Source organism: Pseudomonas sp. FSL W7-0098, assembly GCF_005930585.1.
GTDB lineage: Bacteria > Pseudomonadota > Gammaproteobacteria > Pseudomonadales > Pseudomonadaceae > Aquipseudomonas > Aquipseudomonas bubulae.
In genome coordinates this window covers 376,110-398,481 of the sequence record NZ_RXHW01000003.1, presented here as the reverse complement: position 1 = coordinate 398,481, position 22,372 = coordinate 376,110, and the positions used below count along the sequence as shown (strand labels likewise).

Genomic DNA, 22,372 nt, shown 5'->3' with positions numbered 1-22,372 from the left:
ATGCTGCATTACATCAGCCGTCGCCTGTTACTCATCATCCCCACCCTGCTGTGCATTCTGGTGGTCAACTTTATGATCGTGCAGGCCGCCCCCGGTGGTCCGGTGGATCAGGCCATTGCCCGCCTGCAGGGCTTCGGTGGCGCTGCGGTCGGCGGCGGCGGTGGCGAAATGGCCGCGGCCGCCGGCGGGGCCAGCCGTAGCAGTCGCGGCCTTGACCCGGCCTTGATTGAAGAAATCACCAAGCATTACGGCTTCGACAAACCCATGCACGAGCGTCTCTGGCTGATGCTCAAGAACTACGCGCAACTGGACTTCGGCAGCAGTTTCTTTCGCGGGGCCAAGGTCACTGACCTGATCGTGGAGAAGCTGCCGGTATCCATCTCGCTGGGCCTGTGGGCGACGCTGATCACCTACCTGATTTCCATTCCGCTGGGCATCCGCAAGGCCATACACAATGGCAGCGCCTTCGATGTATGGACCAGCACGGCGATCATCATCGGCTACGCCATGCCCGCCTTTCTGTTCGCCATTCTGTTGATCGTGGTGTTTGCCGGCGGCAGTTATGTCAGCTGGTTCCCGGTGCAGGGCATCGTCTCGGACAACTTCGACAGCCTGAATTTCTTCGGCAAGATCGGCGATTATCTGTGGCATATGGTACTGCCCGTGTCGGCGCTGGTGATCGGCGGTTTTGCCACCTTGACCATCCTCACCAAAAACAGCTTTCTCAACGAAATCAGCCGACAGTATGTGGTTACCGCGCGGGCCAAAGGCCTGACCGAGCGCCGCGTGCTTTACGGCCATGTGATGCGCAACGCCATGCTGCTGGTGGTAGCCGGGATTCCCCAGGCGTTGATCGAGGTGTTCTTTGCTGGCTCCCTGCTGATTGAAACCATCTTCAACCTCGACGGCATCGGCCGCATGAGCTACGAAGCGGCGGTATCACGGGACTACCCGGTGGTGTTTGGCACCCTGTTTCTGTTCACCCTGTTCGGCCTGCTGATCAAGCTGATCGGCGACCTGTGCTACACCCTGCTCGATCCCCGTATTGATTTCTCGGCGAGGACTGCCTGATGTTCAACCTCTCTCCTCTTGGCCGTCGCCGCCTCAAACATTTCAAGGCCAACCGCCGTGGCTGGTGGTCACTGTGGATTTTTATCGGGCTGTTCGTGGTATGTCTGGGCGGTGAACTGATTGCCAACGACAAGCCCCTGGCGATTCACTACAAGGACAGCTGGTACTTTCCGATTGTCAGCAGTCACCTCGAAACCGATTTCGGCGGCGAGTTGCCCTTTGAACCCGACTACCGCAGCGACTACGTACGCAAGCTGATTGCCGATCAGGGCGGCTGGATGCTCTTCGCGCCGATTCCGTTCAGCTACGACACCGTCAACTACGACCTCCAGGAGCCCTCACCCAGCCCACCGAGCGCCACCAACTGGCTGGGCACTGACGATCAGGCCCGGGATGTACTGGCCCGCGTGATCTTCGGCGCACGGATTTCCATCCTCTTTGCCTTGATCCTGACCGCCATCAGCACCGTGGTGGGCATTACCGCCGGTGCCCTGCAAGGCTTCTACGGAGGCCTGGTCGACCTGCTTGGCCAGCGCGTGCAGGAAATCTGGGCCGGGTTACCGGTGCTGTACCTGCTGATCATTTTGTCCGGCTTTGTCGCTCCGAGTTTCTGGTGGTTGCTGGGCATCATGGCGCTGTTCAGCTGGCTGGCCCTGGTGGATGTGGTGCGCGCCGAGTTCTTGCGCGGGCGCAGCCTGGAGTACGTCAAGGCTGCGCGGGCCCTGGGCCTGACTGACGGCGCACTGATGCGCCGGCATATCCTGCCCAACGCCATGACCTCCACCCTGACCTACCTGCCGTTTATCCTGACCGGTGCCATTGCCACCCTCACCGCCCTGGACTTTCTCGGCTTTGGCATGCCCCCGGGCAGCGCATCGCTGGGCGAACTGATCGGCCAGGCCAAACACAATCTGCAGGCGCCGTGGCTGGGCCTGACCGCGTTCTGTGCGCTGGCGCTGATCCTGTCGCTACTGGTGTTTATCGGCGAAGCCTGCCGCGACGCCTTCGATCCCCGGACCTGAGAATTGACATGACCAACACACTGATAGAAATCCGCGACTTGCGCGTGAGCTTTGCCGGGGCAGAAGTAGTTCACGGCATCAACCTCGATATCCGCCGTGGCGAGTGTATGGCGCTGGTGGGCGAGTCGGGCTCGGGCAAATCGGTGACCGCGCATTCGATCCTGCGCCTGCTGCCCGGCAAGGCTGTCGAGACCCAAGGCAGTATCCGCTACGACGGCGTCGATCTGGTGCATGCCAGCGAAGCCCAGTTGCGCAGCTTGCGCGGCAACCGCATTGCGATGATTTTCCAGGAGCCGATGACCTCGCTCAATCCGCTGCACACCGTGCAAAAACAGATCAGTGAAATCCTTATCACCCACAAGGGCCTGAAAACCCGCGCTGCGCGGCAACGCACCCTGGAGCTGCTGGAACTGGTGGGCATCCGCGAACCGGCCAAGCGCCTCAATGCCTATCCGCACCAACTGTCTGGCGGGCAGCGCCAGCGGGTGATGATCGCCATGGCCCTGGCCAATGAGCCGGAACTGCTGATCGCCGATGAGCCGACCACGGCGCTGGATGTGACGGTGCAGCAAAAAATCCTCGAACTGCTGATCGACCTGCAACAGCGCCTGGGCATGTCGTTGTTGCTGATCAGCCACGACCTCAATCTGGTGCGCAAGATTGCCCAGCGCGTGTGCGTGATGCGCGGTGGCGAGATTGTCGAGCAGGCCAGTTGCGAGGCCCTGTTCAACGAGCCGAAGCACCCCTACAGCCGCATGCTGATCGAGGCCGAGCCCAGTGGCCGACCGGTACCGGGAGAGCACCGTCACAACCTGCTGCAAGTGGACAACCTGAAAGTCTGGTTCCCCCTGCCCAAACCGCTGTTCAGTCGCGAGCGACACTTTATCAAGGCGGTGGATGGGGTCAGTTTTGAACTGAAAAAAGGCCGCACCCTGGGCATCGTCGGCGAGTCCGGCTCGGGCAAATCGACCCTTGGCCAGGCTATTTTGCGGCTGGTGGACTCAGAGGGCGAAATCCGCTTCGGTAATAAACAACTGAACATCCTCAGCCAGAACCTGTTGCGCCCGTTGCGCCGGCAAATGCAGGTGGTGTTCCAGGACCCGTTTGGCAGCCTGAGCCCGCGCATGTCGGTGCAGCAGATCATCAGCGAAGGCTTGCTGGCCCATGACATTGGCACTGAGCAAGAACGCGAGGCGGCGGTGATCCGGGTCTTGCAGGAAGTGGGCCTGGACCCGCAAAGCCGTCATCGCTACCCCCATGAGTTCTCGGGCGGGCAGCGCCAGCGCATCTCCATTGCCAGGGCGCTGGTCATGGAACCGGAGCTGATACTGCTCGACGAACCCACCTCGGCCCTGGACCGCACGGTGCAAAAACAGGTGGTCGACCTGCTGCGCGACCTGCAGGCCCGGCATGGCCTGACCTACCTGTTTATCAGCCACGACCTTGCGGTGGTGCATGCCCTGGCCCACGACATGATCGTGATCAAGGACGGCAAGGTGGTGGAACAAGGGGATGCGCAGTCCATCTTCGACAACCCGCAACACCCCTATACCCGGGAACTGCTGCAGGCCAGCAGCTTGAAGATGCGGAAAACTGCGCTTGCCGATGCGGTGTAGCCGCTGACGAGGAACGCAGGCTGCGATCGGCTGCGCAGCGGCCGTAAAACCTGGGCAGCGGACTCAACTGGCACTCCGCGGTATCAGATTTTGCGACTGCTGCGCAGCCGATCGCAGCCTCGCTCCGCTCGTCAGCGGCTACAAGGTGTCGGCAGGGTCTACAAGCTCGGCCAACAACTCGGCAAACGCCTCCCGGGCACTGTGATGGCCGGTTTCACTGTGCCAGTAAAACTGGTTAGGGACCGGCTCCAGTTCGGCAAATCGGTAGCGTGCCAACTGAACGCAAACGCCAAAATGCTCAAGTAGCCCTTCAGGCACCAACGCCAGACCCGCACCCGCCCTGACGCAACCAATAATACTGCCCCAACTGGCGTAATCGATCCAGTTGACTTCAAGCCCCTGCACCGCCAACCCTCGCGCCAATACGGCGCGGTACGGGCAACCGGGTGGCCAGGCGAACACCGTGTGTTGATGCATATCCCCAAGACCCGTAAGCGGTGCGAGTGCCGGGCTGGCAATCACTATCAGGGGCTCGTGATAAAGCGGGGTTTTTGTAAGTTTTGGCTGATCGATGCCCCCTGCAATCACGGCGCCGTCGAGCCGGTGGTGCTGCACATCATCAATCAGTTGCCGCCATTGCCCAGTGACCAGTTCCAGGGTCACATGCGGATAGCGCTGATGGAACTCGGCCAGCATCGGCGGCAACCGCCCTGTGGCACAGGACTCAATCGCGCCGATACGCAGCTTGCCCGCAGGCACGGCATGGGGCTGCACGGCACGCCGGGCCTGGTCGACCAGCGCCAGGATCTGCTCGCAATAGCCGACAAACACCTGGCCCGCCGGGCTGATGCACAACCCCCGGCCCGCACGGGTAAACAACGCGGTGCCCAGCTCACTCTCCAGCTGTTTGATCCGGGTGGTGATATTCGACGGCACGCAATGCAGTTGCTGAGCCGCCAGCGCGATGCTGCCGCACTCTGCCACCGACTTGACCATACGCAACTGGCTAAGCTCCATGGTTCACTCCTGATGATTACAGAAATCTTTATATATCACTTGTCATGAATTAATAAACTGACAAAATTTGAGGTCTGTAAATAGCTTTGTTGAATCAAGACAGTGCCCCCCAAAAAATAAAAACCATAATGGAGTGGACAGCGTGGACACTAAAGAGGCAGTTATTGAAGCATTGGCACATTCCGTCTTTGACCATGGCGCGCTGAACAACGCATTCTATCAACGCTGGTTAGGCTCTCCAATGAAGCTCCGGGAGGTAGAAATATTTGCGCAAAATTATTGGGCCAGGACATGTCGTACAGCCTTGATGGTCGCGCTTTCTTTTTTACATGCAAAGCACATTTCAGCAAGAGCAGAAATCGTCAAAAACCTATACTCTGAGTTAGGCAACGGCGATGCAAAAAAAGCACACAGTGTGCTTTTAGAAAAGTACTTACTTGACCTGTTAAGTCGTCTAGCCGGAAGAAAATACACCTTGGACGAGTTAGAGGCGGGAGAGGTCTTACCCTCAACACATCTCTTTATTGCAGAGCAGGAAGCACTGTATGCACCCGCTGAGCAAGGACGACCGTCAAGTCATGCTCTAGGAGCACTGCTTGCCCAAGAGTGGCTTGCGTATTCAATGCTGACACGTTTATACGAGGGCGCACGAAATTATCAAAACTTGTATTCCAACAATGATGAATTCCACGAGTGGTGTGAATATTTTTACATCCATATTGGAGAAGCTGAAAAAGAGCATAAAGTTCAGTCACTAATAGCAGCAGCGCTTGAGTGCAGCAACGAAGCTGATTTGGCCGAACTAACCATTGGCTTCAAACGCTTTCTCGACATCACAGAAAACTACTGGAACGGAATAGCACGAGCTATTGAAGACGCTAAGACGTTGGAAATAAACATTTGAAGTGTTCGCACACAAGGAAGCAAATAATCGCAGCCCTGGCCGCTGTCGTACTGTGCTGGGCCTATTCACCGATCGGGATAAACATCGGCCTGCAGGATTATTCTCCGGGGCATCTGGCGTTGCTGCGGTTTTTGATTGCCTCGGTCTTTATGGCGGCTGTTGCGCTGGTGTTGCGCATTGGCCTGCCCCGGCTCAGGGATGTGCCCTGGCTGATCGTGCTGGGCTTTTTCGCCATTGTGCTGCATCACGTGGCGCTCAATTTCGGCCAGCGCTGGATCAGCCCCGGCGCGTCCAGCGTGTTGGCACAATCCGCACCACTGTTCAGCACCCTGATCGCACGGGTGTTTTTGAAAGAAACTGTCAGCGGCTGGCGCTGGTTATGGGTGGCTGTGGGGTTTCTGGGCGCGCTGGTGGTGGTGATCAGCGATAAAGGCCTCGCAGGGTTCAGGCCCCAGGGCTTGCTGGTTTTGCTCGCGGCGTTTTCCTGGAGCGTCTATTTCGCCTTGCAAAAACATTACTCCAACCGCTACAGCCCTTTGACTCTGGTGTGCTACACGATCTGGAGCGGGACCTTGCTGCTGGGTGTATACGTGCCGGGGCTCGTGGATGCAGTCTTGAATGCGCCGGCCCGGGTGAACGGGGCGGTGTTACTGCTGGGGATTTTCCCCAGCGCCCTGGCCTATCTGTTCTGGGCCTTTGTGTTGGCCCGCGCCGAGGTCAGTCGCGTAGTAGGAGTTATGTATTTGATCCCGCCGGTGGCAATGGTGATGGCGGCCGTCGTGTTGGGCAGCACCGTGTCGATGGGGGTGATGGCCGGCGCAGCCATCATATTAGCCAGTGTGATGGCGATGAGTCGCGTGCGGTAAAGACATGCTCTTTATTATTCCTAAAATGAATATATAAATCATTTTATATTCTTTTTTAAAAGCTAATTTTCCTGCAAGACTCTCGTCATAACTCTTCCAACTCATGATGAGAACGAAATGAAAAAATTCACTGCCCTCACCGCCCTGACCCTGGCTGTCCTGTCTGGCCTGGCCCATGCCGATCGTCTGGATGACATCAAAAAATCCGGTGTGCTGCGCGTGGCGTCCTTCGACAGCAACCCGCCATTTGGTTTTGTCGATGCCAACAGCAAGCAGATCGAAGGCCTCGACGTCGACTACGCCAAGGCCATCGCCGACAAGCTGGGCGTGAAGTTGCAGTTGCAGCCAACCAACCCGGCCAACCGCGTACCGCTACTGGTGGCCAACAAGGTGGACCTGGTACTGGCCAACTTCACCATCACCCCCGAGCGCGCCGAGCAGGTGAATTTCAGCATTCCGTACTTTGCTTCGGGCCAGCAATTTATCGTCAAGAAAGGCACCCTCACATCCCCCGAGGAGCTGAACAAATGGCGCGTAGGGGTGGACAAGGGCACGGTCAATGAAGGCGTGCTGCGCGAGAAATTCCCCGGTGCCAAAGTGGTGGCCTACGATGACACCCCGTTCGCCTTCACTGCCCTGCGCAACGGCAACGTCCAGGCCATCACCCAGGACGGCCCGAAGCTGATCGGCCTGCTGGCCAATGTGCCGGACAAGGACAAGTACGAAGTGCCGCCGTTCACCATTTCCAATGACCTGATCGGTGTCGGTATTCCTAAAGGCGAAGCGCGCCTGACCGAGGTGGTTAACCAGACCCTCACCGACCTCGAAGCCCAGGGCAAGGCCCAGGGCATTTATGACGCCTGGTTCGGCCCGACCACCAAGACCCCGCTGACCCGCCTGTACAAGATTGGCGACAAGAGCTAAGCCACTGCCTCTGTGGGAGCGAGCCTGCTCGCGAAGACTTTTCGCGAGCAGGCTCGCTCCCACAGTTCCTGTCTCCTTCAGCCCGTCACGGTCAACCGGACGGGTTTGCTCGTTTCTGGATGGACGCTGTTTCTATGTTCGGTGAACTGCTTGCCCCGCAATACCTGCACTGGTTGCTCGATGGTTTTGTCCTCACCCTGATCCTTTCCCTGCTGACCTGCCTGGTGGCTACCGGGCTGGGGTTTTTGCTGTGCCTGGCACGCATCTCGCCTTTGCGTGTGTGGTCGTGGCCGGCACGGGCCTACCTGGCCCTGTTTCGCAACACGCCACTGCTGGTGCAGCTGTTTTTCTGGTACTTCGGGGTCACGGCCATGCTGCCCGAAGGGCTGGTGATGTGGCTCAACCAGCCGCGCAGCCTGTCACTGGGGCTGTTTGAAGTGGATTGGCCGTCGTTTGAGTTTCTCGCCGGGTTCTGGGGGCTGATGCTCTACACCGCCGCTTTCATTTGCGAGGAGTTTCGCGCCGGTGTCAGTTCGGTGCGGGTGGAACAACGGGCGGCAGGTCTGGCGCTGGGCTTGAGGCCGGCACAGGTGTGGCGCTATATCGTGTTCCCGCAGGCGCTGCGCACGGCGTTGGGACCGTTGCTGGGCCAGTACATGAACGCCCTGAAAAACTCGTCTCTGACCATGGCCATTGGCTTGGCCGAGCTGTCCTACGCCTCGCGTCAGGTCGAGACCGAAACCTTCAAGACCTTTCAGGCCTTCGGTTTTGCCACTCTGCTGTATGTGGCCAGCATTGCCTTGCTCGAAGTACTTGGCCAATTGATTGCACGCAGCAAGTGGTATCGCCAGGGAGGGGTGTAAGTCATGGATTTTTCGGTTATCAGCGACAACTTTTCGTATTTCATGCTCGGCGCCTGGCCCAACGGACCTTTGGGCGGTGCAGCACTGACGCTGCTGCTCAGCCTGTTGTCGGGGATCATCTCGGCACTGCTGGGGCTGGTGCTGGGCATTGCCCTGGTGATGATTCGCGGCAAGGTGCGCTGGCTGTTGTTGGGTGTGCTGGGCTTTTTGCGGGCAATTCCGGTGGTGATGCTGATTTTCTGGAGTTACTTCCTGCTGCCCATCCTGTTCAAGGTCGATGTACCCGCGCTGGCCACCGTGGTGTGCGCGCTGTCGTTGATCGGCGGTGCGTACCTGGCCCACTCGGTGTATGCCGGGATCAGCAGCCTGCCGGCCGGGCAATGGGCGGCGGGCAAGGCTCTCGGCCTGGGTAGCTGGCAAGTGTTGCGTCTGATCATTCTGCCGCAGGCCCTGCCGATGATGCTGCCCTCCTTCCTCAACCAATGGATTTCACTGATCAAGGACACCTCGCTGGCGTACGTGATCGGGGTCGGCGAGCTGTCGTTTGTTGCCACCCAGATCAGCAACCGGGTGATGGTGCACCCGACGGAAATCTTCCTGTTTGTGGCGCTGGTGTACTTTGTGTTGTGCAGTGGCCTGGACTGGATGGCCAATCGGTGGGTCAAGCGCTAACCACCTTCTCACCTGTGGGAGCGGGCTTGCTCGCGATGGCATCACTGCGGTTTGCCTGGCAGACCGCGTTGTCCAAATCGCGGGCAGGCCCGCTCCCACAACGATCAGTGCAAGGTTGCGATCACCGCCCAAACCGGCACAAAGCCCATTGGCAGCCACACGGCCAGTCGCGGCCGATACGGCAACAGCATCAGCAGGCTAAAACCGCTTAACGAGATCATGCCAAACCAGCCCACCGGTCCCATCGCCCAGCCCCAGGCCAACCCGCAAAACCAGAAACTCAGCCCCAGGCTTAGCCAACCGGCAACCCGTAGCACACGGCGCAAGCGGGCCGCAGGCGGCTTTCCCCACACCTGTTTGTAATGACGCTCCAACCCCTGGCACAAGGTAAGCATGCCGATGTAAGCGAACGCCAGTGCAGCAAAATAATCAGCCAGCATCTCAATTTACCTCGGCCATGACGGCGGTTTTTTTACGTGGCACCCGCTCAACCGCCGGTTGCGAAACTTTCCAGCAGGCCCACAGCAACAAAGCGCCCAGGGCCATAGCAGTCAGCTCGACGCCCATGCTGCTGTGCAGTGCCCAAGGCCGGTTGACGGTGAAGACACTCAACAACGGCAAGGCCAGGCACAACCCTCCCGCCAACCCGAGTTGCTCGCGCCAGGCCTGCATGCGCGGGCGCAGCAAGGCATGGGCAAAGCTCAACGCCCACATGCCGAAGAACACATTCAATTCAGCATCCGCCCGTTCGGTCATCCCCGACGGCAACAGCCGGTTGCCCCACAACAGGCTGATGCAGGCCAGGCTCAAGCCCGCCATAACGGTGACGTTAATCGCTTCGACCAGACGGTAGAGCACCTGGGCGACGCGACTTTCACTGGCGTATTTGCGCCGCCGCTTGACCGTGAACAGCACCAGCCCGCTGGCGATCATGGCGCTGCTGATCAGCCCGCAAATAAAGTACAGCCAGCGCATCGGGTAACCGCCGAACTGGGCAAAGTGCAGCCCGGAAATCACCCGATGGGTCAGCACCGTTGGGCGCATTTCAGTGGGGCCGGACAACTGCTCGCCGGTGACGCCGTCAAAGCGCATGCCCTGGCCCTTGGTCAGGGCAATGCGATTGCCCAGGATCGGACGAATCTGGATTTCGGCATTGCTCATGCCGGGGTTGCTGATGCTGATCCCGCCCAACGGCCCCATGACAGCCCGGGCCTGGCTCAGCAACGGCCCCAGGGCCACCAGCGGTGCAGGCTCTGCGGTTGCCGGGCGCTGCACGGCAACGCTGGCCGGCGCCTTGTCCTGTGCCTTGAAAAAGGCCTCGCGGTCACCATCGAACAATGCATCCATGCCCGCCGGCATATAGATCACCAGAAAAATCGCCAGCCCGGTGTAGGTGATCATCAAGTGAAAAGGCAGCAACAGCACGGCACTGGCGTTGTGCGCGTCAAGCCACGAGCGCTGGCCTTTGGCGGGACGAAAGGTGAAGAATTCCTTGAAGAACTTCTTGTGGATCACGATGCCGCTGACCAAAGCCGCGAGCATGCCCATGGCCAGCGCACCCACCAGGTAAATGCCGATCATGCGCGGCATGTGCAGGGTGAAGTGGAACAGAAAGAAAAACCGCCCTCCTACCGTTTCGCGAACCGGCATCACCTCGCCGGTATCCGGGTCCAGGGTCACCGACACGCCATCACGGCGCCCGCCGGTGGAGGCCTGCAATTGCGGCGAGCGCTCATAGGGCAGGCTGATACCCCACTGTTTTGCGTCAGCCTTGTGCGTCTGCAAGTAGCTCAGTGCGCGTTGCGCGGCCTGCTCATCGGTCAGGTGGTGGGCCGGCAGCTCGGGGGTCATCCAGTTGTCGATCTCCTGATCGAACACGGCCAGGCTGCCGGTCAAAAAGATCACGAACAACAACCAGCCGACGATCAGGCCACCCCAGGTGTGCAGCCAGGCCATGGATTGGGTCAGGGTCTGTTTCATCCCAGTCGCTCCAGCAGTTGCGGCCAAAAACCGATGGCGGCCAGAGGCACGGCGAGCACCGCGCCCATCCAGGCCGACCACTGGTGGCGGGCAGCAAATGCCCACAAAATGGCGAAGGTGTAGATCACAAACGACAGCAGGCTGGCGACGATCATCGCGTCTACATTGTCCAGCGGCAGCAGCCGCGCCAATGCCGCAGTAAAGGCATAGGTAAAGACATAACCACCGACCAGTGCTGCCAGTGTGCGAGACACGATCGGCGCCCAGGCCGACGTTGCAAGTTTCATGTGTTCAATCCTCTATCGAGCTCCGGTTTTTTCCTGCGCCAGATGCGACAACGGCGCGACACCCGTTTTCACGGATGTCGCGCCTGCATGGGCCGCGGTGTTGTCAGAACGAACTGGTCACAGACGCAAAGTACGCACGGCCTGCCTCGTTGTAGGTTTGCGCGCCCGCCTCGTCCGAGTTGCCCTTGCGGTACAGTTGCTTGTCGAACAGGTTGTTGATGCCCACCCGCACACTGAAGTTTTTGTTGAACTCATAGCCGCTGCTCAAGCCCACCAGACCATAAGGATCGACGGGCTGCTGCACCGACTTGTCCAGTGCTTCATTGGCGCGGTTGTTGCGCTTGGGCGCTTCCTGCTTGCCGTAGTAAGTCCCGCTGACCTGGAACGACAGTTTTTCGGTGGCGTACCAGTCGAGCATGGTGTTGACGGTGTACTTGGGAATGATGCTCAGCGGGTCGCCGGTTTCCTTGTCCTTGCTTTCGATCATGTAGGTCAGGTTGGTGTTCCAGTCCAGATCCTCACGCAAGCTGACAAACAGGTTGCCTTCCACCCCCTGGACGATGGCCTTGCCGCTGTTTTCCCATTGCAGCACGCGACGGCCGTTGGGCAGGCGGAATGCCGATTCGTTGCTGGCATTGATCTTGTTCTGGTAGTCGTTGCGGAAATAGGTGGCGCTGGTGCGCCAGGTGCCCTTGTCGAACGCCAGACCGATCTCTTTGTTGACGCTGATTTCCGGTTTGAGATCCGGGTTACCCACCAGGTAGCAGCCACCGATATTCACTTCAACCGAGCTGCAGCCACCACCGCGGCTGTACAGCAGGTAGTTGGGGTTGGACTGGTACAGGTTCGGGGTCTTGTAGGCCCGGGCAATACCGCCCTTGATGCTCAACTCATCGGTGAGCTGATGCGAGGCGTTGAGGCTCGGGCTCCAGTTGCCGCCAAATTCGCTGTGGTGATCGAAGCGCACGCCGGGGGTAACGATGGTTTTGGCGCCGACTTCGATATTGTCTTCGACGTAGAACGCATAGCTGTTGGCCGTGGTTTTGGTTTGCGTACGGTCCGTACCCGGCAGGCCGGGTGTGCCGTCAGCCCCCGGATCCCAGCTTTGCGGACGCAACGAGCCCGGGTCATTGAGCGACTCGTAGAGGTATTCACCACCCAGAGTCAGTACCTGGGCGGTGCCCATGTTCAGCGGCAGATTGACCTCACCTGTAGCGCGGGTATTGCGCAGACGCGATTCAAAACTGCCGGCGCTGGCAGAAGGTGCACCTTCACCATAACCGGCCAGGCCTTCGTTGAGACGCGCGTTGCGGGTCAGGTCGTGGGTCAGCGAGGCCGAAGTCGAGCCCCAGTCAAACGAACCATTGTGGGTAGCCGAAAAGGTGCTCCGCTGCAGCACGCTGGTCTCTTTGCCGGTCAGGCTGTTGACGAAGTCACCCCCGCTGTTGAGCATGGTGTCGCCGGCAAAAATATTGCCCTGGCGGCTGTAGCTGGCTTCCAGGTCCAGGCTCTGCTCAGGGGTGAATTGCCAGCTGAGCAGGCCGTTGATGTCTTTGTTGCGCACGCCTTCGCGCCCCGCCACGACGCTGTCGGGGGAGGCCTGGGCAGCGGTATTGATGCCCGGATCGTCAGCATCGGTCTTGTTCAGGCCGCCATACACACGAAACACCAGATCATCCGTGATCGGCCCGCTGAGGTTGAAGTTGGTGCGTTTGCTGACACCTTCGGCGTCGTCTTCCGGCGCCAGGTAATAGGCGGTCAACGAGCCTTTTAGCTTGTCCGATGGACGCTTGGTGATGATATTGACCACCCCGCCCATTGCCCCTGAACCGTAGCGCGCCGCTGCCGGGCCGCGCAGGATCTCGATGCGCTCGACTTCTTCGGCCGGTACCCAGTTGGTTTCGCCACGGGTATCACGGTCGCCGCTCCAGCCATAGCGCTGAGCGTTGCGCGAAGAAGACGGCTTGCCGTCGATGAGGATCAGGGTGTTTTCCGGGCCCATGCCACGCAGGTCGATCTGCCGGTTATTGCCGCGGGCGCCGCTGGAACTGTTACCGGTGAGGTTGACCCCGGGTTCGCGACGAATGATGTCGGACAGGTCATTGGCCGGCGGGCGTTTCTTGATGTCTTCGGCGGTGATGATCGACACGCCGGGTGCCTGCTTCAGCTCCTGGGCAGCAGTGCCCAATACACGGGTTTCTTCGAGTTGCAACGCCTGGCGGGTGCCATCCACCGGCAAATCGGTGGCCTCTACCGGTACTTCGTCACGCTCACGCTCAAGTGCGTCGGCAAGCAGGGTGGGCGAAGCCAGAGCGGCCATGAGAGCCAGTGAAAGATGACTGCGGTTGAATCGAGACGACATGTCCAGTTGATCCCTTAACAATGGAGTGTGCTCAGCAGGCCAAAGGCTGGTAATTGCTGACGCACGACCTCGAAAGGACCTACGTGTTTAGCTTTCCCCGGCACTGCCAGGGCTGCGATGATAGGGACTCTCATTTGAGAGTAAAGCGCAAATGACATCAATACTCATTTGGAAGTTCCGCAATCCCTTTGTTTTAGAGCCTTTTCCTACATAAAATAATTAATACAAAATGTAACAATGCCTTTGGATCAACAAATCCCCCTGCCCTGTACAATCCTTCATCCTACTTTTTTGAGCCTTATCGCCATGACTGACGAACTGCACATCACTGACCTGTTACCCGGAGACGGTAAAGCGGTGGTCAAAGGTGCCCTGATTACCACGCACTACACCGGCTGGCTCGAAGACGGCACGGTATTCGACTCTTCACATCAGCGCGGCAAGCCGTTCCAGTGCGTGATCGGCACCGGGCGAGTGATCAAGGGCTGGGACCAAGATCTTTGTTTGTTACACTCCCACGCAACTAGCCATTTCCCGCGTGTGATCAATGCCAAGCGCCATCAGCTACATTCGGTTTTCCAGCTCCAAGCAATCGGACGGTAACAGTCACCAGCGTCAAATGGAGGCTGCACAACGCTGGTTGATCAACAACCCCTCCTACACCGCATCCGCAATGAACTTTGAAGACCTCGGCGTCTCAGGGTTTCACGGAGACCACATTAAGGACGGAGGTGGCTGGGCAAAGTTGCTGCTGGCTGTTGAGGCAGGTCACATCAAGGCTGGTGATGTTGTACTAGTTGAGGCGATGGATCGCACGGGACGCCTCCCGGCTCTTCAGATGATTGAAATCATCAGACCAGTGTTACAAGCCGGTATTGCAATAATAACGCTGGATGACAACAACAAGTTTGATGAGGATAGTCTAAACGGGCCACAGATTTTCCTGCTGGTAGCAAAGATTCAAGCTGCACATGGGTATTCCAAAATACTCAGCGAGCGAACTAAAGAGAGCTACCAGATCAGAAAGGAAAAAGCCCGCAGAGGTGAAAAAGTCAAAAGGGGTGTTCCAATCTGGTTAACTTCCGATGGCGAGCTTAAAGACCATCTTGCCCCCCACATCAAAGAAGTCTTTGAGTTGTATATCAATGGGGTAGGAAAGAACACAATTGCCAACAGACTCAGAGCATCAGGCATCCCTGAGTTTAAAACTTGTTCTGGCCCTACGGTCGATAGTTGGTTGCAGAACACCACTACCATCGGTTATTGGGATGACATACCTAACGTTTACCCTGCAGTAGTATCGCGAGAGGTGTTCTTACAGGCACAGAACAGACGGAAGGAATTAGCTACAGCAGCACCATCCAGAACACCAAAGAACTTTCTAGTTGGATTAGCAAAGTGTGGAATGTGTGATGGCAACCTTGTCTTCCACAACAAAGACGGCAAACCTCATAGCATGCGGTGTTTGACCAATCACCGCCTCGGCGCTAACGGATGCACCAATAACAAATCATTCCCGCACAGTGTCATATGGTATGTATACACACTTACATCCAGTTCGCACTTCAAAATGGCTTTGGAGAAAGTCGAGCTAACCGCCACTGACAAGAGAAAACTAACAGTGACGGCAGAGTTAGAAGAACTACAAGTTAGGATTGATCGAGCAGTAAGCGCGCTTATCAACCTACCTGACATGCCAGAGCTGATTAGTTCTATTAGAGAACTAAACTCTCAGCGTGACAGCTTCCAAAACGAGCTATTAATCTTGGATCGCACAGTAGATGACAGCGAGAAAAACCCGCTCAACTTTACTAGCGCACTTGCAGAAGATGACTTACTTGCAAATGACCCTATCAGACTTAACTCAATGTTGAAAGGAGTTGGATACACCATAACTACATACACTGATGGCTTGATTGTTGTGGCTGGTTATTTAGAACCTTGGCTATATACCGGGGTAGCGCGGAAGGGTAATCGCACATTCGGGTACAAGGTGCAACACCTTGCAATGGAGCCGATAATCTCCCCTGAAATCAATATACCAACTTGGGGCAAGTCAACAGATGACAGAATGGAGCAGCTCAGATATGTACTCCGGCGCGACCACAAGCTGATGTCAATAGGCAGGGAAGTCGAAGCCGAGTTTTTTGATTAACATTGCATACGCATGATGGTTAATTTCTATCAATATGCAAATATCAATTGACAAAATCAATGAATCGTAGTAGAATACACGTATAAGGAAGAAACACTTCAGACCCTCCGCATTTCCCTTCTAGTTGGTGCATGAGCGGTTTGAAGAGTTATGACCCCAAACATGTGGTCATTGTTGTAGTTGGCACTACCCTCTTTGTCAGCTACGGCCTTCCTTCCCAATCTATCAATACATAAGACACCACATGCGCAATGCTGTGGTGTTTTTGTTTGCCTGCAAGAACATCCGTACACCAACCCCATACCTATAATTTCTCAAAGGAGGATCATACATGGCCAACAACAAACTGTGCCTGCATTGCGGCAAAAGTCTTATCAACAAACGAGCAGATGCCAAGTACTGCAATGCTGTTCACAGGGTTGCTCAATGGCGCGTCAATCAAGAGCGCAGTGTTTCAATCAAACTAGCCGTGACGAACGCCCAGTTCATTCAGTGGAAGGCCGAGGCTAATGTTAGCGGGCTTTTGATAAACGCCTTCTTGCTGAGCAAGATCACTAACACCAATCAAGGAGCAACAGCATGAACATCAAAATTTCTGATAAAGCTTCTGCGCAACTAAATAACATCATGTACTTGCTTGGCAAGCAGAATGCCAACTTTGTGGTGGCGCAGATGATCAATGTCTTTGAACTCGATCTATCGAAGCCCAAGCCAAAGACAAAGTGATATCGACTCACGACCTCATACAAGGCTGCCAGGGCGCTGACATATCAAGATTCACCCACACTATTAGCTAAGCCGCAAGAACCCTTAAATATTCTCGCAGGAACCTACATGCGGTTTTTTCGCAAACCATTCAACCATTCTCACACATGGAGTTAAATAAATGACCTTCCAAGAGCGAATAAACTACGCCCGTGAACGCAACAAACAACACCCAAACAAGATCACTACAACCACTGCCAAACCAAACAAGCCTCAAATCACGCTAGAACAATATCGCACCTACATCATTACCAATGCACTAATCAAACTCAAACAAAAGAAGGAGAACATTTAATGACCAACACCAAGAAAACTATCCAAGGCATCCCGGCAAAGTTTGATGCACGCGAGCTAAATCGTCGCCAGCAACAACATAAAGCTGCATACCAACAAACAAGCCAATGTTGCGAGATTATTAGAGGAGCAATTCCCCAGCAATTCCTGCAAGCAGTTTCTGACAAAATGGCAACAGGGTACACTCTCTCAAAATTTCCAATCACGATGGAAATTTTGAATTATTCAGCACACTTAGTGAAACCCCCTGCATTGCAGGAAGTTGATATTGCCATCATCAATAATGATGTTCGCGATGCTTACAGGGCAGAACTGGAGGCATCTCACGAAGACTACAAACAACGATTGTACGAGCAACTGGTGCAGGCTGAAGAGTCCAAACAAGCTGCCAAAGCTCAGACTGCGAAAGATAAGGTTTATGCTGACTTGAAGCGTCAGGCTGATCAGACTTATTCACCGCTGGTCTTCCCTGAAGCCTGACCGTAATCAGGTGTGAAATCACGCCGCCAACCACCCTGCCAACACCGTAGACTTCACGTAGAAGCGCCTCAAACCTCGATGTTCATTGGTTGTCGTCATGCTGATGGTTACGCACGCCCTCCGATCTTTCCAAAAACATTGATTACCGTCATACTACGGAAAATCACCTCAAATTCTCATCCCGAAAACCTCTTGGAATTTACCACCCCCAGCCTTTACTGGCGGGCGTTTGCTCGATTCTTTGGGGTTACGCAAAAATCATGAGTGAGATGCAGTTATAGGTATACATGAACAAGGACTGAAAATTGAGCGAATCTCCATCAGACAGAACGGTGCGGCAGTACCTAAAACTCCACCTAAGCACACAGTGGCGCTACCAACACAGTATCTTCTACGCCAGCCCTGAAGACAGCGTGAGCCTCCTAACCGATCAGGTGCGATTCAAGGAGGCTCTGAGGAAACATGCACCAGATCAACCCTTCCTTTGCCGCATCCAGTTGCTGGATAAAGAAGAGCTACAAGCCATCTTGGTTATTTACACAACTGGTAAAGTTCATGGACTGACTGAGCTGGCCTGCAAGACTTTCAAGCAACCAATGAACACTCTTGGTCGTGGCTTGCCTGATAGTCGCCGTGATGGCGCTGCTGCCACAATCAAACGTGAAGCCGCCCACAATCTGGCTGAATTCTTTGAAATGAGCAAGGTAAGGCGCTGGAGTGTGCTTAACAAGCCACTGATTGAGCCAAGCCTTCAGTACAAACACAAAACGCCGATCACAGATGCACCAGACAACTTTTGACCTGCACTACACCATAGGTTGTGCAATACGGTTTTTGCTCCCTTGACACCCACGATGGGTCACAGAGTGACACCCAAAATGGGTGAATAATAAGATCAATCTTTCAACAAGAACGAAAAGAACAATCGCTTCGCTCTTGTTCCCACCACAGATCATCCTGATCAAGCGCACAGTGTCCGGCAGCTTTTGCCGTTGCTCTTAAGCCAGTGAGCGATAAGCGAGAAAGCTCTTGATGCTTTTGCCGTCAATCCACTGACAGTCTCCTTGGCTATACGCCACTCACAGCCTTGGCAACCAGCCCTACCTGAACTCCTGATAGATCAACACAAGCTTTCAGTACAAAGCCGATTGAACCACCGCTCATTGTGTGGGATCAATCCCTAACGAATACAGTTGCTCTTTGAATTGCGGCACTACTGCTTGGCAGTAGACATTCCCGCCAGTATTCCGAAACAAATTCAGGGAATATCGATAGGTAATAGCATTCATTACTGGACCAATATAATCATGTTTCATTGCTCTAAGATCATCGATGTGCGAAGCATTACCTGTGGCGTCCTTCAATAACTCGCAATACTTTACAAAAAGCTCTATTGAATCCTCGGTTGCTGCAGCCTTCGGATTGTCAGCTCTTCGCTGCTCTGCCTGCTCTCTCTTTCTGTTGCTTTCTATGGCCCTTGCTTCGGCTACCGACTTCTGCCGTCCAATGTGCTGTTCAACTTCTGCTCTTATGATGTCGTAGTTGATGTCACAACGAGCCATAGAAGGGCCACCGTTATAGGCCAAGTAAACTACGCCATCCTTTTCGTCATACCGCAAATAACCTTGCAGGCGTTTAGCGGGCGTTAATGATCCAGAAGCAACGCAGTTGTCTAGGTACTGTAGGCCAGTTGAGTGAAAGCCTTCCAGAAATATGCCATCCCATCGCTGATATCCAGCTTCAGGTGTGTAAACGACATAACCCTTTGTAGGATTGTCGTAAGGCTTGGCAGCTATCTTTTCTTGAGCGACACACCCAACGACAATTAGGGTTAGAGGCAGCATTAGAATCTTGTGCAATTGTCGTTATCCCAGTCATCAGAGTCACGACCTCATAGTGCAGTACATCACTATGAATGTCACGACAGGCACTCTCAAGCCGAGGGAGTGCCCAGTATCAACAAACGACCGTTTAACGACACCAGTGAAACAGGGTGCATTCTGGTATCGCAAAATAAGGGTTGACCATACTTTGCGATACCATTATCGTGATACCACCTTAAGCGATACCGATTTTCAAGGAGATATCCATGTCACGCACCTTCCTGTACTGCCGAGTCAGTACCGCAACACAGTTCACCGAAAACCAAGTGCAGGAAGTGAAAGCCGCAGGTTTCGACGTACAGCCCGGTCGAGTGATTGAGGAAACCGTGTCAGGCAGTGTTGCCGCTAAGGAGCGTGCTGGCTTCCAAAAGCTGCTTGAGCGCATGGAAGGTGGAGACGTGCTGATCGTCACCAAGCTTGACCGCTTAGGTCGCAACGCTATGGACGTGCGCCAGACAGTTGAAAGCCTTGAAGCCACTGGTATCCGTGTTCACTGCCTCGCACTCGGCGGTGTAGACCTAACCAGCCCAGCGGGCAAGATGACCATGCAGGTGCTGGGTGCAGTGGCTGAGTTTGAACGTGACCTGCTGATCGAGCGCACACAGTCAGGTTTGAAGCGTGCCAAGGCCGAAGGTAAGACGTTAGGTCGCCCCAAAGCTAACGACACCACAGCCGCCGTACAGAACCTCAAAGCCGAAGGCATGTCACAGTCAGAAGTGGCATCAGAGCTTAGAATCGGCATTGCCACAGTTAAGCGCCACTGGAATAGAACATAACCCACTGTTGGGCCAATCAGACGCGCCAGCACCGAAGCAATGGGGTTGTAAGGGTTGTGTGGTGAACGCCGCTTTAACAGCGCTGTAGCCGTTGAAACAAAGGCTATTGATCGATCCCTGATGATGCAGCCCGGTAACAAAGAGGGATTTGGCATTTGTCAGAGCGCACGGTCTGCTCAGGATGTCCGAGGGGTTAAGCCTTGCTCCTATCCCCACTGAGGATTTCCCACCTGCCAATCCGCAAGATTGATCGGAAATGCCAAACTGAAATTCCGGGGGAAATTGAGTCGTGTTGCCACAAGAGAAATAGTTGCGACATCGGCCTGATGGGCATGCAGGTCGGCGGCAAGCGCGCACTGCAGGTACCCGCGCACCTGGCCTATGGTGAAAGAAGCATGGGCGCGCATATCACACCGAACTCCAACCTGCGGTTTGAGATCGAACTGCTGGAAGTGCTTACACGCGACGATTGAGCGCGACTGCAGGTTGCGCACTAATAGGGAGTTAAATGCTGGTGAATCGATTTTTCAGGTGTTGTTTACCGATTATTCCGCTAATGGTACTGGCAGGTTGCAGCAGTCAGAGCACACAAACACTGCCAAGCCGGACTCCCGACCAGACCCGCGCCCGCATTGTGCAACTGCTCCCGGCCAAGGTTGCAGACCGCACCGGCTGGGCAACGGATATCCAGGTCGCATTCACTGCCCAAGGCCTGGCGGCCACCGATGAAAACCTCTGTTCCGTGCTGGCTGTGACCGAGCAGGAATCGACCTTTCAGGCCGACCCGCCGGTACCGGGCCTGGGCAAGATCGCCCGCAGCGAAATCAACCGCCGCGCCGGCAAGCTGCATATCCCCGAATTTGTAGTGCGCAGTGCCTTGAGCATCACTTCGCCCGACGGCAAAACCTATAACCAACGCCTGGATGCGGCCCGCACCGAGGGCCAGTTGAGCGCCATTTTTGATGATTTCATCGGCATGGTGCCACTGGGCAAAAGCTTGTTTGGCGGCTTGAACCCGGTGCATACCGGCGGGCCAATGCAGGTCAGCATCGCTTTTGCCGAAAAGCGTGCACGGGACTATCCCTACCCGGTGGCCCACTCGATCCGCCAGGAAGTCTTCACCCGCCGCGGTGGCATGTATTTCGGCATCGCCCATCTGCTCGGTTACCCGGTGGACTACAACCAGTCGCTGTACCGTTTTGCCGACTTCAACGCGGGCTGGTACGCCAGCCGCAATGCCGCTTTTCAGAATGCCGTCAGCCGTGCATCTGGCATACCGCTGGCACTGGATGGCGACCTGACTATTCCGGGCTCTTACGCGGTTGGCTCCACCGAGCGGGCTGTACGCGCCCTGGGCAAGCAACTGGGCCTGAGCAATAACGCTATCCGCCGTCAGCTTGAAAAAGGCGACAGCCTGGACTTCAACGAAACCGACCTGTACCAGGACGTGTTCGCCCTCGCCGACCGCCAGCAAGGCAAGCCGCTGCCCCGTGCGGTATTACCGGGCATCACCCTGCAAAGCCCGAAAATCACCCGCAACCTGACCACCGCCTGGTTTGCCCAGCGGGTTGATGAACGCCGTCAGCGTTGCATCAGCCGGGCAGCGGCCAGCCGTTGATTTTCTGTGGGAGCGAGCCTGCTCGCGAGGGTATCGACACGATCTACCTCACAGACCGTGTCGTCAGTATCGCGAGCAGGCTCGCTGCCACAAAGAGAGGTGCGCAGGCCTGCGAGCAAACGCACAGCTAAAATGCTACAAATTATGTAGCCAGCGCATGCAGGCCTTGTAGTCCCTTGGGCAGGCTGCGATAAGCTGCGCCGCAAGTTCAATCAACAGTCATCAGGAATAATTGATATGTGCGTGGTTTTTGCATGAAATGGCTCAAAGGCATCATTCTGGGGGTCATCCTGCTGGCAGTCGGCGCCGTGGGGCTGGGGCTGTTTTACTTTCTGCCCCAGCACGATGTGGTGATGGTCACGGGGGTTGAGGTCAAGCGCATGGATCACAACGGTGTGATCAGCGCAGAAAACCCGGCTGACGGCCCGACCCGGGATGTGTATTTCATCAACACTGAAGACCCGGTGACCAAGGAGGTCATGGTTTATCGCAACGAAGACACCGGCTGGTCCTTCCCCTGGTATTTCAAGTTCGACTCTGCCGATATCCAGGCCAAGGCCCAGGGTTACTCCCGCGATGCCAACCAGCTGGCGCTGATCCGCTACTACGGCTGGCGTATCAAGATCTTCTCGGTATTTCCCAATATCACCGCGATCGAAGCCACCAACAGCCGGGATGAGCCTTTCCCCTGGTTCAACACGGTGTTCTTCAGCGTGCTGGCACTGCTCTTGATCGTGATTGCCATCTTTATCAAGCGTCGCGTCAAACGTCGCCCGCAAATGCCGCTCAATTGATCGCTGCGCCCCTGCGGGAGCGC

Annotated in this window: 23 protein-coding genes and 2 pseudogenes; 19 read left to right on the top strand and 6 right to left on the bottom strand. The window is 55.9% G+C overall.

The window, feature by feature from the left end; genetic code table 11:
- The 3 genes from FHL07_RS07595 to FHL07_RS07585 are packed head-to-tail and all read left to right on the top strand — an operon-like array spanning position 1 to position 3,709.
- The gene (locus tag FHL07_RS07595; RefSeq protein ID WP_138738308.1) at positions 1-1,071 is read left to right on the top strand and encodes a microcin C ABC transporter permease YejB; all 1,071 of its coding nucleotides are present in this window, start codon (positions 1-3) and stop codon (positions 1,069-1,071) included.
- Positions 1,071-2,093, top strand: a complete 1,023-nt coding sequence (locus FHL07_RS07590) for an ABC transporter permease (protein WP_095002845.1) — start codon at positions 1,071-1,073, stop codon at positions 2,091-2,093. Before FHL07_RS07595 ends, FHL07_RS07590 begins: the two co-directional genes overlap by 1 nt.
- Before the next feature lie 8 nt (positions 2,094-2,101).
- Entirely contained in the window at positions 2,102-3,709 is a 1,608-nt protein-coding gene (locus FHL07_RS07585) for an ABC transporter ATP-binding protein (RefSeq protein ID WP_138738307.1), read from the top strand.
- 138 nt (positions 3,710-3,847) lie between these two features.
- Here the strand turns inward: FHL07_RS07585 and FHL07_RS07580 are convergent, their stop codons facing one another.
- Positions 3,848-4,726, bottom strand: a complete 879-nt coding sequence (locus FHL07_RS07580; RefSeq protein WP_138738306.1) for a LysR family transcriptional regulator — start codon at positions 4,724-4,726, stop codon at positions 3,848-3,850.
- A gap of 142 nt (positions 4,727-4,868) precedes the next feature.
- On the opposite strand from FHL07_RS07580, the gene FHL07_RS07575 reads away from it, so the two are divergent.
- The 5 genes from FHL07_RS07575 to FHL07_RS07555 all read left to right on the top strand — a co-directional run bounded on the left by FHL07_RS07575 (position 4,869) and on the right by FHL07_RS07555 (position 8,955).
- A complete protein-coding gene (locus tag FHL07_RS07575) occupies positions 4,869-5,630 on the top strand; it encodes an iron-containing redox enzyme family protein (protein ID WP_238705515.1) in 762 nt (253 codons plus the stop codon).
- Complete coding sequence (locus FHL07_RS07570) at positions 5,627-6,496, top strand: DMT family transporter (RefSeq protein ID WP_138738305.1); 870 nt, start codon at positions 5,627-5,629, stop codon at positions 6,494-6,496. Before FHL07_RS07575 ends, FHL07_RS07570 begins: the two co-directional genes overlap by 4 nt.
- Positions 6,497-6,613: 117 nt before the next feature.
- Positions 6,614-7,420 carry an ABC transporter substrate-binding protein gene (locus FHL07_RS07565; RefSeq protein WP_095002848.1) on the top strand — a complete coding sequence of 269 codons (807 nt, stop codon included), beginning with the start codon at positions 6,614-6,616 and terminating at the stop codon, positions 7,418-7,420.
- Positions 7,421-7,554: 134 nt separating this feature from the next.
- Complete coding sequence (locus tag FHL07_RS07560; RefSeq protein WP_095020718.1) at positions 7,555-8,283, top strand: amino acid ABC transporter permease; 729 nt, start codon at positions 7,555-7,557, stop codon at positions 8,281-8,283.
- Between the two features lie 3 nt (positions 8,284-8,286).
- Positions 8,287-8,955, top strand: a complete 669-nt coding sequence (locus FHL07_RS07555) for an amino acid ABC transporter permease (RefSeq protein WP_095002850.1) — start codon at positions 8,287-8,289, stop codon at positions 8,953-8,955.
- Positions 8,956-9,059: 104 nt separating this feature from the next.
- Here the strand turns inward: FHL07_RS07555 and FHL07_RS07550 are convergent, their stop codons facing one another.
- The 4 genes from FHL07_RS07550 to FHL07_RS07535 all read right to left on the bottom strand — a co-directional run bounded on the left by FHL07_RS07550 (position 9,060) and on the right by FHL07_RS07535 (position 13,584).
- Entirely contained in the window at positions 9,060-9,395 is a 336-nt protein-coding gene (locus FHL07_RS07550; protein WP_095002851.1) for a DUF3325 domain-containing protein, read from the bottom strand.
- 1 nt (position 9,396) lies between these two features.
- Positions 9,397-10,935 carry a PepSY-associated TM helix domain-containing protein gene (locus tag FHL07_RS07545; RefSeq protein WP_138738304.1) on the bottom strand — a complete coding sequence of 513 codons (1,539 nt, stop codon included), beginning with the start codon at positions 10,933-10,935 and terminating at the stop codon, positions 9,397-9,399.
- The gene (locus FHL07_RS07540) at positions 10,932-11,222 is read right to left on the bottom strand and encodes an iron transporter (RefSeq protein ID WP_095002853.1); all 291 of its coding nucleotides are present in this window, start codon (positions 11,220-11,222) and stop codon (positions 10,932-10,934) included. Before FHL07_RS07540 ends, FHL07_RS07545 begins: the two co-directional genes overlap by 4 nt.
- Before the next feature lie 103 nt (positions 11,223-11,325).
- Positions 11,326-13,584 (bottom strand): FepA family TonB-dependent siderophore receptor, encoded by a 2,259-nt coding sequence (locus FHL07_RS07535; RefSeq protein ID WP_095020720.1) that lies wholly within the window; start codon positions 13,582-13,584, stop codon positions 11,326-11,328.
- A 306-nt stretch (positions 13,585-13,890) separates the two neighbouring features.
- Between FHL07_RS07535 and FHL07_RS07530 the strand changes: the two are divergent.
- From FHL07_RS07530 to FHL07_RS07510, 7 genes and pseudogenes are all read left to right on the top strand, one after another.
- Positions 13,891-14,085, top strand: a pseudogene (locus FHL07_RS07530) (FKBP-type peptidyl-prolyl cis-trans isomerase); the annotation flags it as partial.
- Between the two features lie 46 nt (positions 14,086-14,131).
- Entirely contained in the window at positions 14,132-15,739 is a 1,608-nt protein-coding gene (locus FHL07_RS07525) for a recombinase family protein (RefSeq protein WP_138738303.1), read from the top strand.
- Positions 15,740-16,070: 331 nt separating this feature from the next.
- A complete protein-coding gene (locus FHL07_RS07520; protein WP_138738302.1) occupies positions 16,071-16,322 on the top strand; it encodes a hypothetical protein in 252 nt (83 codons plus the stop codon).
- Positions 16,319-16,465 carry a hypothetical protein gene (locus tag FHL07_RS23620; protein WP_178084376.1) on the top strand — a complete coding sequence of 49 codons (147 nt, stop codon included), beginning with the start codon at positions 16,319-16,321 and terminating at the stop codon, positions 16,463-16,465. Before FHL07_RS07520 ends, FHL07_RS23620 begins: the two co-directional genes overlap by 4 nt.
- Positions 16,466-16,625: 160 nt before the next feature.
- Complete coding sequence (locus tag FHL07_RS23615) at positions 16,626-16,799, top strand: hypothetical protein (RefSeq protein ID WP_178084375.1); 174 nt, start codon at positions 16,626-16,628, stop codon at positions 16,797-16,799.
- Positions 16,799-17,278 carry a hypothetical protein gene (locus FHL07_RS07515; RefSeq protein WP_138738301.1) on the top strand — a complete coding sequence of 160 codons (480 nt, stop codon included), beginning with the start codon at positions 16,799-16,801 and terminating at the stop codon, positions 17,276-17,278. Before FHL07_RS23615 ends, FHL07_RS07515 begins: the two co-directional genes overlap by 1 nt.
- A 305-nt stretch (positions 17,279-17,583) precedes the next feature.
- Positions 17,584-18,078 carry a hypothetical protein gene (locus FHL07_RS07510; RefSeq protein ID WP_138738300.1) on the top strand — a complete coding sequence of 165 codons (495 nt, stop codon included), beginning with the start codon at positions 17,584-17,586 and terminating at the stop codon, positions 18,076-18,078.
- 360 nt (positions 18,079-18,438) lie between these two features.
- Here FHL07_RS07510 and FHL07_RS07505 read toward each other — a convergent pair whose 3' ends face one another.
- Positions 18,439-19,122 carry a hypothetical protein gene (locus FHL07_RS07505; RefSeq protein WP_138738299.1) on the bottom strand — a complete coding sequence of 228 codons (684 nt, stop codon included), beginning with the start codon at positions 19,120-19,122 and terminating at the stop codon, positions 18,439-18,441.
- A 245-nt stretch (positions 19,123-19,367) separates the two neighbouring features.
- On the opposite strand from FHL07_RS07505, the gene FHL07_RS07500 reads away from it, so the two are divergent.
- From FHL07_RS07500 to FHL07_RS07485, 4 genes and pseudogenes are all read left to right on the top strand, one after another.
- The gene (locus FHL07_RS07500) at positions 19,368-19,937 is read left to right on the top strand and encodes a recombinase family protein (RefSeq protein WP_138738298.1); all 570 of its coding nucleotides are present in this window, start codon (positions 19,368-19,370) and stop codon (positions 19,935-19,937) included.
- A gap of 314 nt (positions 19,938-20,251) precedes the next feature.
- Positions 20,252-20,410 (top strand): annotated as a pseudogene (locus FHL07_RS07495) (FKBP-type peptidyl-prolyl cis-trans isomerase); the annotation flags it as partial.
- Positions 20,411-20,445: 35 nt separating this feature from the next.
- Positions 20,446-21,555 (top strand): DUF1615 domain-containing protein, encoded by a 1,110-nt coding sequence (locus FHL07_RS07490; RefSeq protein ID WP_095018628.1) that lies wholly within the window; start codon positions 20,446-20,448, stop codon positions 21,553-21,555.
- A 254-nt stretch (positions 21,556-21,809) separates the two neighbouring features.
- Positions 21,810-22,349 (top strand): DUF1523 family protein, encoded by a 540-nt coding sequence (locus tag FHL07_RS07485; protein ID WP_138738297.1) that lies wholly within the window; start codon positions 21,810-21,812, stop codon positions 22,347-22,349.
- Positions 22,350-22,372: the final 23 nt, after the last annotated feature.